The organism is Ruegeria sp. CDSA236, assembly GCF_059611285.1.
In genome coordinates, this window is the sequence record NZ_JBXWPG010000003.1 from 63,195 (window position 1) to 77,713 (window position 14,519).

General features: G+C 55.6%; 16 protein-coding genes and 1 tRNA gene. 2 read left to right on the forward strand and 15 right to left on the reverse strand.

Features of this window, described 5'->3' with window-relative positions; all coding sequences use genetic code 11:
• Positions 1-11 precede the first annotated feature (11 nt).
• Complete coding sequence (locus AC2FLB_RS06315; protein ID WP_496708864.1) at positions 12-659, reverse strand: GntR family transcriptional regulator; 648 nt, start codon at positions 657-659, stop codon at positions 12-14.
• A 30-nt stretch (positions 660-689) separates the two neighbouring features.
• Complete coding sequence (locus AC2FLB_RS06320) at positions 690-1,385, reverse strand: M48 family metallopeptidase (RefSeq protein WP_496693021.1); 696 nt, start codon at positions 1,383-1,385, stop codon at positions 690-692.
• Positions 1,386-1,485: 100 nt separating this feature from the next.
• Here AC2FLB_RS06320 and AC2FLB_RS06325 point away from each other — a divergent pair, with 100 nt between their 5' ends.
• Both AC2FLB_RS06325 and AC2FLB_RS06330 read left to right on the forward strand, forming a co-directional pair.
• Positions 1,486-1,812: a TIGR02300 family protein gene (locus AC2FLB_RS06325; RefSeq protein WP_496693020.1), complete on the forward strand. Its 327-nt coding sequence runs from the start codon at positions 1,486-1,488 to the stop codon at positions 1,810-1,812.
• 141 nt (positions 1,813-1,953) lie between these two features.
• Positions 1,954-2,029 (forward strand) — tRNA-Ala (locus AC2FLB_RS06330).
• 27 nt (positions 2,030-2,056) lie between these two features.
• Here AC2FLB_RS06330 and AC2FLB_RS06335 read toward each other — a convergent pair.
• From AC2FLB_RS06335 to dctP, 13 genes are all read right to left on the reverse strand, one after another.
• Complete coding sequence (locus AC2FLB_RS06335) at positions 2,057-2,410, reverse strand: hypothetical protein (RefSeq protein WP_496708865.1); 354 nt, start codon at positions 2,408-2,410, stop codon at positions 2,057-2,059.
• 184 nt (positions 2,411-2,594) lie between these two features.
• The gene (locus AC2FLB_RS06340; protein ID WP_496696767.1) at positions 2,595-3,968 is read right to left on the reverse strand and encodes an aspartate aminotransferase family protein; all 1,374 of its coding nucleotides are present in this window, start codon (positions 3,966-3,968) and stop codon (positions 2,595-2,597) included.
• An 11-nt stretch (positions 3,969-3,979) separates the two neighbouring features.
• Positions 3,980-5,455, reverse strand: a complete 1,476-nt coding sequence (locus tag AC2FLB_RS06345; protein ID WP_496696765.1) for an NAD-dependent succinate-semialdehyde dehydrogenase — start codon at positions 5,453-5,455, stop codon at positions 3,980-3,982.
• Between the two features lie 112 nt (positions 5,456-5,567).
• Positions 5,568-6,050, reverse strand: a complete 483-nt coding sequence (locus AC2FLB_RS06350) for an Lrp/AsnC family transcriptional regulator (RefSeq protein WP_142637871.1) — start codon at positions 6,048-6,050, stop codon at positions 5,568-5,570.
• Positions 6,051-6,073: 23 nt separating this feature from the next.
• Complete coding sequence (gene doeB, locus AC2FLB_RS06355) at positions 6,074-7,066, reverse strand: N(2)-acetyl-L-2,4-diaminobutanoate deacetylase DoeB (RefSeq protein ID WP_496708867.1); 993 nt, start codon at positions 7,064-7,066, stop codon at positions 6,074-6,076.
• Between the two features lie 3 nt (positions 7,067-7,069).
• On the reverse strand, positions 7,070-8,257 hold the full coding sequence (gene doeA, locus AC2FLB_RS06360; RefSeq protein WP_496708868.1) for an ectoine hydrolase DoeA: 1,188 nt from the start codon (positions 8,255-8,257) through the stop codon (positions 7,070-7,072).
• Positions 8,258-8,272: 15 nt separating this feature from the next.
• Positions 8,273-9,265, reverse strand: a complete 993-nt coding sequence (gene eutC / locus AC2FLB_RS06365) for an ectoine utilization protein EutC (protein WP_496696762.1) — start codon at positions 9,263-9,265, stop codon at positions 8,273-8,275.
• Between the two features lies 1 nt (position 9,266).
• The gene (gene eutB / locus AC2FLB_RS06370) at positions 9,267-10,256 is read right to left on the reverse strand and encodes a hydroxyectoine utilization dehydratase EutB (protein WP_496708869.1); all 990 of its coding nucleotides are present in this window, start codon (positions 10,254-10,256) and stop codon (positions 9,267-9,269) included.
• A 20-nt stretch (positions 10,257-10,276) separates the two neighbouring features.
• Positions 10,277-11,041 carry an ectoine utilization protein EutA gene (gene eutA / locus AC2FLB_RS06375; protein WP_496701212.1) on the reverse strand — a complete coding sequence of 255 codons (765 nt, stop codon included), beginning with the start codon at positions 11,039-11,041 and terminating at the stop codon, positions 10,277-10,279.
• An 8-nt stretch (positions 11,042-11,049) separates the two neighbouring features.
• The gene (locus AC2FLB_RS06380; protein WP_496693013.1) at positions 11,050-11,487 is read right to left on the reverse strand and encodes a universal stress protein; all 438 of its coding nucleotides are present in this window, start codon (positions 11,485-11,487) and stop codon (positions 11,050-11,052) included.
• Positions 11,488-11,499: 12 nt separating this feature from the next.
• Complete coding sequence (locus AC2FLB_RS06385; RefSeq protein ID WP_282027707.1) at positions 11,500-12,786, reverse strand: TRAP transporter large permease; 1,287 nt, start codon at positions 12,784-12,786, stop codon at positions 11,500-11,502.
• A 2-nt stretch (positions 12,787-12,788) separates the two neighbouring features.
• Positions 12,789-13,361, reverse strand: coding sequence for a TRAP transporter small permease (locus AC2FLB_RS06390; RefSeq protein ID WP_282022053.1), 573 nt, complete (start codon positions 13,359-13,361; stop codon positions 12,789-12,791).
• Positions 13,362-13,499: 138 nt separating this feature from the next.
• Complete coding sequence (gene dctP, locus AC2FLB_RS06395) at positions 13,500-14,519, reverse strand: TRAP transporter substrate-binding protein DctP (protein WP_271950046.1); 1,020 nt, start codon at positions 14,517-14,519, stop codon at positions 13,500-13,502.

Sequence of the window (14,519 nt, forward strand, 5' to 3'; positions counted from 1 at the left end):
CAACAAGCCGCTTAGCTGACCAGCATCCGCAGGCCCTGTGTAACATCCGAGCGAACCGCAAGGCGCAAACCCGGCTCATCCCCGGCCTTTAGCGCCGCAATTATCAGCTTGTGGTGATGCGGTGGTTCCGTTCGCCGCAGCCGCCCATAAAGCGCGCGCATCGTCGGCCCAAGCTGCAACCACACGGTTTCGGCAATCGCCAGCATCGCAGGGGCCTGCGCCCGCAGATACAGAGTTCGGTGAAACTCCAGATTGGTGCGAATATATCCAACGGCATCACGTTTGGTGACCATCTCGGCCACCGTCATGTTGATGCTCTGCAATCGGTCAATCAGGGCAATATGCGCACGCGGCAATGCCCGGCTGGCCAGCTCGACCTCAAGCAAGGCCCGCAGCGCAGCAAGCTCCTCGATCCGGTCATTGGTCAGCTCGGGCGTCGAGACGCGGCCCGAGGAAGACAGAAACAACGCCCCTTCAGCCGCAAGCCGACGCACCGCCTCTCGGGCCGGTGTCATTGAGACACCAAACTCTTTGCCAATTCCCCGTAAGGTCAGTGCCTGACCGGGGGCGATATCACCATGCATGATGCGGGATCGCAGGGCCCGGTACACCCGGTCATGCGTTGCGGTCTGCGTTTCCGAGGGGCGTGCGTTCAACATGTCTCTATGTGATCACAAACACCGCACAGGTCAACTCGCAGGCGTGTCAAATCTGTACTGGTGCAGCTGCGCCCCGTTGTCGCGCAGCCAGCGCCGCTGTTCTTTGTAATCTCCGAATAACCGCTCGACCTGGGCCCAAAAGGCTGGGGAATGGTTCATCTCGGCCAGATGCGCCACCTCATGTGCAGCAACATAATGCAGGACGTCTGGTGGAGCGAGAATCAGCCGCCAGGAAAACATCAACCCACCCTCAGAACTGCATGATCCCCAGCGCGATCGGGTATCCCGAATAGAGATGCTGGCATAAGCCCTACCCAACATCGCTGCGTAGTCATCACATGCGCCGGTCAGCCGGTCGCGTGCCAGTTCTTTCAAAAAGCGCGCCAAACGTCGCGCTTCAGCGCCTTCAGGTACTGAAATCTGATCCGCCTGCAACAGAACGCGTCGGCCCGTTGCCCGGACAATGCGCCGTTGGGTGCCCTCAACAGGAATATGCTGCCCAAATTGAACCACCGAGGGGTCTGGCCGATCACTCAGGTGCTGCCGAATCCAGCTTTCTTTTTGGCGGGCAAAGTTCAACGCATCGGATTCAGCAACGCCATTTGGATAGGTCAGTGTAACACGCCCGTCCAACTGGGATATACGCAGACTGATCCGCCGTGCCCGCGCCGATTTGCGCAATGTCAGCGGCACCGGAGGCGATCCTGGCAGTGCGTGATCTCCCATAGGTCTGTTTCTCCTGCTCAAAGGCTTTGACAGTGCCCGCTGCTTGTGGCACCTGACCTGAATCGTCGATACGACTCACCTGATATCAAGGGGATTGGACATGCCCAAGGAAGAATGGGGTGTAAAGCGCGTTTGCCCGACCACCGGTAAACGGTTTTATGACCTGAACAAAGACCCGATCGTTAGCCCTTATACCGGCGAGATCGTGGAACTCGAAACCGGTAAAAGCCGGATGATCGCAGCAGATGCAGAAGATGCTGCATCGGCCAAGGCGCGTGAAAACGCGCCTGAGGAAGAACTGGTTCTGGATGACGACGACGAAGTCGAAGTCGATCTGGATGATGATCTGCTGGATGACGATGATGACAGCAGTGATGAAGTTCCGCTGGACGACATCACTGACATTCCAGCAGAGGACGATAGCTGATCACGGTCAGAGGCGGCCTCGCGCCGCCTCGCGCCATTTGCAATCTGGTTTCAAAATTTTAACGGCGACGCCTGTTTTTGGACTTGCGCTTAGCGCCACTGTCTCATAAACGTCCGCCCACTGCTTCTGCAGTACCTGTATGGGGCCTTAGCTCAGTTGGGAGAGCGCTTGCATGGCATGCAAGAGGTCAGGGGTTCGACTCCCCTAGGCTCCACCAAAACCTAATTCAGATAATTTGCGTCACTTAAGAATCTGAATGGAAAAGATAATTCACCGGTTCGAAGATCCGATTTGGAAGAGTAACTTCCCTTCTGAACAAATAGCATTCTAAGCAGAGCTCTCTTGCCCCTATAGTCGCTTTTTTCCATACTTTCCAAGATTTTGACAGAATTTCGGCGACCGGTTCGAACATCTCTTCAAAATTCCTTTGCGGAACTTCGAAATTTTCCAACTTCCGCTTGAGCTCTTCCTGCTTCATCGTCTGTCTGGCTACAGGAATGGCAACCCACACGTTGCGGACTTTTCCGCCGCTCCACCCATGATTGACAATATCTGGTCTGTAGCACATTGCGACAATAGTGACGTGTGCTTGTTTCAAGTTTCAATCCTGGCCGCTTTGATCGGATTGGGCCTTGTAGTAAGGAATCTTGGAATTGCGGCCTGATCCAGGCAATATTGCCAAATCAAAGCGGTCTCAATCGAGTGCTGCGCCCACCCCAGAGTTTGGTGCGGTAATGTTTACCGCTGTCAACTCAGCCAAGGATGGGCGAGACAGACATCCCCTAGCCCAATACTGCTGTAACCGCGCGCAGAGTTGCCGCGACGACGGTATCAGCTTCTTCACGACTCAGGCAAAACGGTGGCGCGAAGCCCAAGATGTCGCCTTGCGGCATAGCGCGTGCGATGACCTTATCCTGTGCCAAAAGAGCGGCTGAGACTTGCGGGCCGATCTTGTCCGCGGAGTCAAAGAAGGTGCGGCTATCTTTATCCTTCACGAACTCGACCGCGCACAACATTCCTTCGCCGCGCACATCACCGACATTGGCGTGTGCTGACAGTGCATCCTTCATCGACTGCTTCAGATAAGCACCGACTTTGCCTGCGTTTTCGATCAGGTTCAGATCATCAATCAGTTTGAGGTTTGCCACACCGGCCGCGGCCCCGATCGGGTGTGCCGAATAGGTCCAGCCGTGGCCGATGGCGCCGTTTTCATCCGTGCCCTGTTCCAGCACCTTCCACACTTTTTCAGAAACAATCGAACCTGACAGCGGCGCGTAGGCCGAGGTGAGGCCTTTGGCGATGGTGATGATATCGGATTCCAAGCCGTAATGCTCAGAGCCGAACATGCTGCCCAGGCGGCCAAACCCGGTCACAACCTCATCGGCAACCAACAGGATGTCATGCTTGCGCAATACGGTCTGGATGGCGGCCCAGTAACCTTCGGGCGGGGGCACGATACCACCGGTTCCCAGCACCGGCTCGCCAATAAACGCGGCGATTGTATCAGCGCCTTCACGTTCAATCAGCGCCTCCAGTTCAGTAACGCAATGCGCGACGAATTCGGCTTCGCTTTGGTCCAGATTATCGCGGCGGAAATAATAGGGCGCTTCGGTATGAACCACCTGCGTGAGCGGCAGATCGAACTTTTTGTGGAATAGTTCCAGCCCAGTCAGCGACCCGGTGACAAGGCCCGAGCCATGATACCCGCGCCAGCGCGAGATGATCTTTTTCTTTTCGGGGCGACCCAGGATATTGTTGTAATACCATATTAATTTGACGTTGGTTTCATTTGCATCTGAACCACCCAGGCCGAAATAGACCTTGGACATATTCGAAGGCGCGCGATCAAGGATCATCTTGGACAGGGTGATGGAGGCTTCTGTGCCGTGGCCTACGTAGGAATGATAATAGGCCAACTCGCGGGCTTGATCCGCAATCGCTTCGGCAATTTCCTGACGGCCATAGCCCACATTCACGCAATAAAGTCCTGCAAAGGCGTCCAGCAATTTGGTACCATCACGGTCTTCGATATGGACCCCGCTTGCGGTTTTGATCACACGGGTCGCTGTTTCGCCCCGCGCGTGCTGGGCCAGATGAGTGGAGGGATGGAAGAAGTTCTCGCGGTCCCATTGGTCAAGTTGATCGTTCTTCAGCATCTTTTCACTCCTCATGCCCAGTCGCGGCAGACATATTTGATTTCGGTAAACTCTTCCATTCCCCGTCTTGCCCCTTCACGGCCCAGACCGGATTGTTTGGTGCCGCCAAAGGGGATCGGCGCGCCGGTGACCTTGGTGCGGTTCACCGCCACCATGCCAAATTGCAATTCACGAGATACGCGGTAAATACGGCGTGGGTCATGGCTGTGCAGATACGCAACCAGACCGTATTCGGTGTCATTGGCCCGGGCGATCACCTCTTCTTCGGTATCAAAGGGCGCAATGGCCGCCACAGGGCCAAATGTTTCCTCTGACATAAGCACGGCATCGGCGGGCACGTCGGTCAGAACCGTGGGCTGATAAAACAGCGGGCCGAGAGGATCCCTTGCACCTCCGCACGCCAGTTTGGCCCCCTTGGCCAGCGCATCGGCGACATGTTCTTCCTGCTTTTGAACCGCCTTTTCATTCATCAGAGGGCCGATATCGGGGTCGTCCATACCGATGCCAAGGGACAGCCTGCGGGTCGCTTCGGTGAACTGCGAGCAGAATGCGTCATAAATTGAGCGCTCCACAAATATCCGATTGGCGCCAAGACAGTCCTGCCCGGATGTGGCGAATTTGGCCTTGATCGTTTCAGAAACCGCAATTTCAAGATCGGCCCCTTTGAACACAATCACCGGTGCATGCCCGCCTAGTTCCATTACAAGTTTTTTCACTGTGTCGGCGGACTGACGGTAAAGTAACCGTCCGATTTCGGTGGAGCCTGTGAACGAGAGTGCCCGAACACGGGTGTCTTTCGTCCAAGGTTCGACCACGGTCGAGGCCTGGCCGGTGACCACGTTGAACACGCCCGCCGGAATACCCGCCTTTTCCGCCAGTTCAGCCAACGCGAGGGCCGAAAACGGGGTTTCACCTGAGGGGTGAGCCACAACCGTACATCCCACTGCCATGGCTGCTGCTGCTTTGCGGGTCAGCATGGCAGCAGGGAAATTCCACGGTGTGATCATTGCCACCACCCCAACCGGCTCTAGCCAAACCTCGACCTCGGCATCGGGCAGATGGCTGGTGACGCCTTCAACATTGGGTCGCTTGGCCTCTTCGGCGTAGAATTCTACAAAAGACGCGGCATAATCAATTTCACCGCGCGCCTCGGACAGGGGCTTGCCCTGTTCCAGTACCATGATCCGTGCCAGATCTTCTTTGTGGTGCAGCATCAGGTCGAACCAACGGCGCAGAATGGCGGATCGGTCTTGTGGCAAGAGGCCCGACCAGGTCGGAAAGGCAGCTTGTGCCGCATCCACGGCGGCTGAGGATTCCTCTGCCGAAAGGCTGGCGGCCTCACCGATAACATCGCCAGTTGCCGGATCGGTGACGCGGATGGTGTAACCCGACGAAGCTGCACACCATTTACCATTCACATAGGAAAAACTGCGCGCCAAAGATTTGTCAGCAATATCATCGCGCGCAGAAAGTGCAGTGTCTTTCATGGATACCTCTCCCTCGATGCCCGACAATGTCGGGCATTACAGGCAAAGGATGAGACCAAATTTCAGGGCCAAAGCAGAGTATTCTACTGCCAACCATCTCTCAGGCAGAGGGTTACTCCTGCCATCCAGCAATGAGGGAAATCGGCGGAACGCCCTGCCCCTTCACTGGTTTGGTGACAATATAGGTAAAATATTTTTCCAGACCTATGTCAGCATTGAGCATTTCATCAATCAGGCGTTGATAGGCATCGATATCGCGCGTCACGATTTGCAGGATGTAATCAAATCCTCCGCCAAGCGCCCAGCAGGCCAACACTTCTTCATAGCGTTGCATTGCGGCCTCAAAAGCCTGAAAGCTGGCAGCGGTATGATCGGACAGTTCGGCCGCAACAAAAACAGTTACATGTGGCCCAAGTTTGCGCAGGTTGATCTCGGCTCTATATCGCTTGATCAACCCGGCTTTTTCCAACTTTTTCAGCCGCTCCCAGCAGGGGGTGGGCGACAGGCCAACGCGGTCGGCCAAAGCCGTTTTTGTGATGCGCCCGTCGGTTGAAAGCACCCGTAGAATATCCAGATCGCGGGCGTCTAGCCGCATGGTCTCACCTCCGGGGAATAAAGTTATCCAACGTTCAACCCGATCACCGCCGCGCAATCGCCCGCTTTGATGAGACCGGGAAAGTGGCGACTGATCAAAAGGCCCGTAACTTTGGCACGGTATTCAATCGGGGCAATCCCGGTGCGATCAACGGGCCAAATGCGGGCCACAACATCGCCTTGGTTGACCTGTTCACCAAGATCAACCATCGGCTCGTAGAGGCCATCGTTTTCCGAGAACACGAAGCAGTTACCATCGGGCATATCCAGGCGCACGGTTGGATCAATCTGCATCTCGCCCTTCAGAATTCCTGCGTGGATCAGCACATTGCGCAGGCCCTTTTTTGCAACGGCAATCGACTTGGCTGTGGCAGAGCCACCACCGCCCAATTCTGTTGAAACCAGAACCTTACCCATATCTTCGACCGCGGTGTCGTACATTCCGACATTGTCGATCTCCAGTAGCTGCACCGAATAGGGGGCGTTAAAGGCGGCCATCGCGGCGAAACAGGCCGCTTCATTGGCTTTATCTTCAAGGATATGGGCCGCCGCGAAGGGCACGAAATCCAGCGTTTTTCCGCCTGAGTGAAAATCCACCGCAATATCGGCCATTGGCAAAAGAACGCGCTGGAAATAGTCGGCAATCTTTTCGGTTGGGGTGCCATCTGGCCGGCCCGGAAAGGCACGGTTCATATTGCCTTTGTCGATGGGGGACGTGCGTAACCCGGCGCGAAAAGCGGGATAATTGAAGGCAGGCACGATGATCACGCGTCCGGTGATGTCCTCGGGCTTTAGCGTAACCGTCAGTTCTTGCAACGCCACGGGCCCTTCATATTCATCGCCATGGTTGGCGCCGGTCAGCAAAGCCGTAGGCCCATCTCCGTTTTTGATAACCGTTAGCGGGATCATAATTGACCCCCATGCACTGTCATCCCGGCTGTAAGGCAGCCGTAGGAAACCGTGGTGGATACCATCGCTATCCAGCGGGATCGTCGGGGAAATTGGGTTGGGTGTCATTACTCAGTCCTTCACAACCATTTTGCGGGGCACGTTGGCCAGGCACTCATGGCCGGTTCTGGTGATGCGGATGCTTTCAGTAATCTCAAAACCCCAATCCTCCATCCAGAGGCCGGTCATGAAGTGCAGGGTCATGTTCTCCTGCAGAACCGTCTTGTCGCCAGGGCGAAGCGAGAAGGTCCGCTCGCCCCAGTCAGGCGGGTAGCTGACACCGATCGGGTAACCGGTGCGGTTATCTTTGGTGATCCCGTATTTCTTTAGCACGCTGAAGAAGGCATTGGCGACATCCTCGCAGAGGTTGCCCTCTTTTGCAGCCTCCAGCCCGGCCTCCATGCCCTCAAGCACAGCCTTTTCAGCGTCGAGGAATGTTTGCGTGGGCTTTCCAAGGAAGACCGTGCGCGACAGCGGGCAGTGGTAGCGTTTGACGACACCTGCGATCTCGAAAAACGTGCCTTCGCCGGATTTCATTGGCTGATCGTCCCATGTCAAATGCGGGGCTGAGGCATCCGCGCCTGAGGGCAAAAGTGGCACCAGCGCGGGATAGTCTCCGCCCGCACCGATCTGTGCGTCATAGCGTAAGGCCGCATCATAGATTTCCGCCACCAGATCGCATTTGCGGATGCCCGGCTCGACCTTTTCAAAGATACGTTCATGCATACGGCCCACAATGCGGCCTGCTTGGCGCATGTATTCCAGCTCGGTTTCAGATTTTACCGCGCGCTGCCAGTTGACCAACGCAGTCGCATCGGAAAATTTGGCATTTGGCATGTGGTGCTGTAGCGCGGCAAAGGCCGCAGCTGTGAACCAGTAGTTGTCCATCTCAACGCCGATATGGCCCTTATCCAGCTTACGATCGGCCAGCTGTGCCGACAGGTAGTCCATCGGGTGACGTTCGGTGGATTGTACATAATGGTCCGGGTAACCGATGATATTGGCGGGATCCATAAAGCAGGTGCGAAGCGCGCCATTGGCATCTTGTCCACGGCCGTACCAGACCGGCTCGCCAGTGAGACTCAGCACTACGCATTGATGCACGTAAAAAGACCAACCGTCATAGCCGGTCAACCAGTTCATGTTCGAAGGGTCCGTCACGATCAGAAGGTCAAGCCCACGTTCGGCCATGGCGGCGCGGGTTTTTGCAATGCGCTGGCTGAACTCATCGCGTGAGAAGTGGAGTTTTGGTTCTGGCATAGAATTAATCCGTTGTTAGCTTGAAAACGTGGTGCCTTTGCCTGAGTTTTCCGCGCGCTGGCGAGCAAGCGTGGCAATGGCGGTGTCTTGGACACCCGTACCTGTCAGGTCAGCAATAATGATGTCACTGTCGGATTGTCGCCCCGGCGCCTTGTCGGAGGTGATATCACCCAGTTCAGCAAACCTGCCATCAGCCGGGAAAATGCCTACCGCAATGGCGCTGCGCAGCTCGCCTTTGAGGGCGCATTGGGCTTGGCTGTCGGGCACATAGAGCGTTGCCTTGGCAAGACAACCCGGGTCAAGCTCGACCTTGTGTTCCTGATCCGAACCCATCGCAATGACAAGCTGCCCCGGTTGCAGCCAGTCCGCTTTGATCAGCGGAATGTCCGAAGGGGTTGTCGTGACGATGATATCTGCCGAGGACACGGCACCCGCCCTATCAGTGCTGGCCGTGACGTCGACCCCAAGTTCTTCGCGAAGGCTGGAAGCCAAGGTTTCGGCCTTGGCCGCATCCCGCGCCCAGATCACAGCGCTTTCGATGCCGCGCACAAGGGTCAGCGCCTTGAGTTGTAGCTTCGCCTGCACACCAGCACCGATGATACACGCGCGTGTCGCGTCCTCGCGCGCAAGGTGGCGCGCAGATACCGCTCCTGCAGCGGCGGTGCGCACATCCGTGAGATAACCATTATCCAGAAGCAAAGCTTCCAGGACGCCAGTGGTGCTTGAGAATAGCACCATCAAGCCTGATGTGCTGGGCAGGCCCAGCTTGGGATTATCGAAAAAGCCGGGACTCATCTTCATGGCAAAGCTGTCTATGCCGGGGACATAAGCAGACTTTACACATACCTCGCCATTATGATCGGGGACCATCAGTGTCATGATCGGCGGCATGATAACCTTGCCCCCGGCGAGCGTCGTAAAGCCCTGTTCGATGCAGTCCACCGCGTCCATATCCAGTGGCACCAGATCTCGCAGTTCGGCCTCGGTCAGTATTTTGATCTCCGGCATCCTACCCCTCCGCCGTCACATCTACATCTTCGCCGGAAATGATCCGGTGATGCAGCTGCATGTCGATGTTTTGCCCCGAGATCAGCGCGACGCACCGACCTGGGTCTTTGATTTTTCCCGCCAGAAGCGCGGCAATGCCGACGCTGCCGGACCCTTCAATGATCTGACGTTCCTGCCAATAGGCGTGACGGATGGCAGCAGCAATCTCGGTCTCGGTCACAAGAATCAGATCATCAACAAAGGCACGAGTCATGGCAAAAGTGTGCTGGTTGTCCAATCCAACCCCACCGCCCAGCGAGTCGGCCAGTGTCGACAGTTCTTCGACCAGAACCGGTTTCCCCGCCTTCTGGCTTTCATACATAGCCGCCCCGCGCTCCATCGAAATTCCGATAACGCGGACCTGCGGATTAACCGCCTTCATCACCATCCCGACGCCGGAAATCAGCCCGCCGCCCGACAGCGGCACCAGAACCGTTTCAAGATCCGGGGATTGTTCCAGCATTTCCAGTGCAACGGTGCTTTGCCCGGCAATGATATCGCGATGATCAAACGGGGGAAGCATGACCATCCCATCGGCGACCAGCCTGTCAACTTCTACCTGTGCGTCATCCTGAGAACGCCCGACAATGCGCACCTCTGCGCCTTGCGCCTTGATGCCGTCCACCTTGTTTTGCGGCACCAGTTCCGACATGCAGATGATACACCGCACCCCGGCCTGCTTTGCCGCATAGGCCAAACCGCGCCCGTGATTGCCCGTCGATACACCCACCACACCTTTGGCGCGCTGCGCATCGCTAAGTGACAACACAGCATTGGATGCCCCGCGCAGCTTGAAACTGCCGGTAATCTGGCCTTGCTCCAGCTTGAGGCGAATATCACCGCCGGTGGCTTTGCTGAGCGCGTCTGACGACACCGTCGGCGTGACCCGGATCGACTGTGCGATCCGCGCGCGCGCAGCAAAACTATCCTGAAGTGTGATTTCAGAGCTCATCTCTTGTCCTGACTTTTTTCCTATTTACTGAACAACATACCGCCCGCGGGATAATCCGAAGTAATCCCAAGATGCCTCATGCAGCGCCAAACCATCGCCTGATTGGAGGTAACAACCGGTTTGCCAAGTCGGGCCTCCAATTGTGCGACACATGGGGCGGCACGCACCGCCGTACAGGAAATAAAAAGCGCATCAGCATCGGGATCGCACGCAGCAACACCACCTTCGATAATGCTGTCCATTGAGACGCGCGCCATGTCGCGATCATCGGACAATCCAAAGCAAACAGCGTTCACCACGTCGAGGCCGTGTTGCGAGAAATAGGTGACCAGAGAATCCGTCACATCCTGCGTATAGGGCGTAAGAACGCTTACTTTTTTTACCCCCAAAGCCTCAAATGCATCAAAGGCTGCCGAGCTGGGTGTGACGCATGGCGTGCCCGGCTTTGCGCTGTTCATGTGCTCGGCCACTTTGTCGTTCCCCAAAACTACCGAAGCTGCCGTGCATCCATAGACCAATACATCTAGCGCCTCGCCAGGCAGGATCTCTGCTGCGGCATCGGTCAGCAGCGGCCCTGTCTTCAAAAGGCTTTCATGTGTGGTTGGGTTTTCAAACCCGATCCGGTTTACATATACGCCCACATCATGCCCTTGCAGAATGCGTGCGAAGTCAGTTTCCGTCGTATGATCCGTGGCCAGCGTGACCAGCCCGATACGATGTGTGACAGGGCGAGCATCCAGCGCGAGAGCCACAGACGAAGTCGAAGATTGTATATCCAAAGCCATTGCCATCCTCACACCACCAGAACCGGGCATTGCGCAAGGCTGGTCACTTTGTGAGAGACGCTGCCCAGCAAATAGCCCTCAATCGATCCCAATCCCCGGCTGCCCATGACGATCAGGTCATTCTCATGTTCTTTGGAAAAGCTGACGATAGTCCGCGCCGTTGGCCCGCCTTTGACAAAGGCCCGGATGTTCTCGCACCCCGCCTCGCGCGCAATGGACGCGCCGCGTTCAGCAGTTATCTTTGCGTGATCGCGCATGATCCCGTCAATATCATCAGGCTTTTCTGCATCGATGACATACATCGATCCTTCCAGTATCGAATGATGACGGTAGAGCGTCAGTACCAACATTTCCGCATCACACAACCTAGCCAATTCAGCGGCTTTGCGAAGGGCGGCCTCTGATCCTTCAGACCCGTCAAAAGCAGCGAGTATTGATTTGAACATTTGTCGCTCCTTTTATTTGTTAAATGCGATGTCGCGCAAAAACAGTGCCACCTGCGGGAAGAAGATCATCAAGACCGAGACACTCAAAAGCATGATCACGAAAGGCGGCGTTCCTCTGATTACTTCCAGATAGGGACGTTTGAACACCGCTACCGCCGTGAAGATATCGCATCCGAACGGCGGGGTGGCCGAGCCGATGGCGGCCTGCAATGTGATCAAAGTGCCGACCAGAATTGGGTCCAGCCCGGTTTTCTCGACCACGGGCGCAAAGATCGGAACAAAGATCAAGATGACCACGATGGGATCCACGAACATACAGCCGATGAAGAACGCAATCGCGATTGTGAACAGGACGCCGATCTGCCCCATTTCATCAATGCCAAGAGCGCCCAAAATCTGTTGCGGTATCTGCGCGAATGACAGAACCCAGGCAAAGGCAGCACCTGCACCCACCAAAATAAAAACTACCGCCGTTACCATGCCCGTTGACAGGGCGACCTGGTATAGGCCGGTGATTTTCATTGTTTTGAAAATGAAGACTTCCAGCAACACCGCATAGGCCACGCTGATTGCTGCGGCTTCGGTCGGGCTGAAAACGCCGAAGAAGATGCCGCCGATGATCAGAACCGGGAAACCCAGCGGCCACAAGGCCCGTTTCACCGCTGCCGCGCGTTCGCACCATGTGGCGGCCGGTTCAGTGGGGACGTCATTTATTTTGGCGTAGATCATACTGTAGACCGAGAACATGAACAGGATTAACAATCCGGGCCCTATGCCCGCGATGAACAGTTCAGGGATGGAGGCCTTGGCAACTACACCGTAGATGATCATCCCAATACTGGGCGGGATCAGGAACGCGATGTCACTTGAGTTGACGATCAGGGCCAAAATGAAAGAATCCTTGTAGCCACCTTTCAGCATTCGGGGCCTGAGTGGCGTTCCCACCGCAACGACCGTGGCTTGGGTGGACCCGGACACGGCACCGAACAATGCGCAAGCCGCAGCTGTACTGACGGCCAACCCCCCTCGAACATGGCGAACAAAGGCCATGACCATATCAATCAGCCGCCCTGCGGACTGGCCACGTGTCATGATATCCGCTGCCAGAATGAACATAGGCACGGCGATCAATGAAGAGGGCCGGATACCACCCAACATTTGCTGAATCATAAACTCGGTTTTGTCGATTGTGCCAAACAACTCGATCACGCCGATGAACGCGCCGGCAATGAGGGGTACCATCATCGGGAAACCCATAAGCAGCAGGACAACCATTGCGGAAAACATTAAGAGTGCCATGGTTAAAGCTCCACTTCCAGTTCCCGCGCATCTGCTTCTCGCAGATCAGTTGACAGGTAGATTTCAGGTTCCTGAAGATTTTTGATGAAAGTGAGCGCGTATTGAACCCCGGTCACAAACAGCCCAATTGGCACCCAGAGGTAGCTGAGATAAACAGGGAATCCGAGGGCAGGATAGACCCGCCCCTTGGCGTACATGCTGATGATGTATTGCACAGCGTACCACGCCAAGAGCAGCAACAGCACAGCGGTGACTCCCGTGACTACAACCATCAAGATTTTTCTGACCCGTTCGGGTAACGCGTCTGAGATGGCGGACATGCGGATATGCCGACCATGGCGCGCGGCGTAGCCGATACCAGCAAATGTCACCAACAATATGAATATACTGTTCAACTCTTCGGCGAATATAATGGAGTGGTTGAAAACAAACCGGCTGATGACATTTGCGATGGTGTTGACTGCCATCAGAATGACGCCTGTGGCCATGATCACCCGCTCAAGCGCAGCGATCCCCTTGTCAATGCCATCAACAATTCCGGCAAGGCCCGACTTTTTCTGCGTCGTTTCGCTCATATTCCCCCCGAACATTCGCAATATAGGCTGATCGCCGGTTTACTATTTCCAAATTGCAGGCCCGAACTATGGTTCTGGGCCTGCACCGATTTTTCAGATGAACACATCGCAAACGTGATGGATGCCTGTGGCAAAGCGCTACTGCTGCGCAGCCGCTAGATCCTTCTTCATTTGCTCGAGGATGGCAGCGCCACGTTCGCCCGCTCTTTCGACAAAGGCTGCTTCGACCGCTTTTGCACGTTCTTTAAAGGGTGCACGCTCTTCCTCGGTTAGCCGGTTTATTGTGTAGCCCGGATTGCTCTCCTGAATTTTTGCCAGACCGGTTGCATCCAGTTCGACGGCAACATCAAGAATATAATCGAGTGCGACTTGCGACGCATTCTGAACAAGTTCTTTGTCCGCATCGCTTAGCGCGTCGTAAAACTCTGCATTTGCCATCACAGCAGTCGTGTACTGACCATGTCCGGTATAGGTCATCACATTAGTCAGGTTATCCAGATCATAGGCCTCGATCCAAATTGCCGGGTTTTCTTGCCCGTCAACCATTTTAGTTTTCAGTCCGCCGATCAGCTCGCCCCAAGGCATGGCAATCGGGGAAGCGCCAAAGGCCGTGTAAGTCTCCAAAAGCAATGGTGAGGTCATGGTCCGAATTTTCATACCTTCCAAATCGGCAGGTGTCCGAAATTCCTCCATTGTGGTGACCACCATTTCACCTTCCGGGAACACCGACAACAATTCCAATCCCTGTTCGCGATAGATATCGTGGAACATCTCGTTTACAGCGACGCCTTCTTTGAAAAACTTGCGCACGACTTGAGGGTCCGTCGGCTGGATATATGGCACCAGAAAGGCTTCGGCTTCTGGGATCAACGCACCAGTGAAACCTGGAGATTGATCAATGAACTGCAGCAATCCAGCCTGTGCCTGCTCCATGGCGTCGGCCGATTCACCAAGCGTACCCACAGGATAAATCTGGACTGTGTGATCCGAGTTGGCTTCGATTTCCTCTTTGAACTTGGTGGCGTACAGGCCTTGCGGATCTGTCAGCCCCTCTTCCATCGCATAGCGCCAATTGTCCGCATAAGCGGCAGTTGAGGTTAGCAATGCAGCAGCAAGGGGTGCGCAGACGCGCAGGGCAAAACGTGCAGTCTTGGTCAT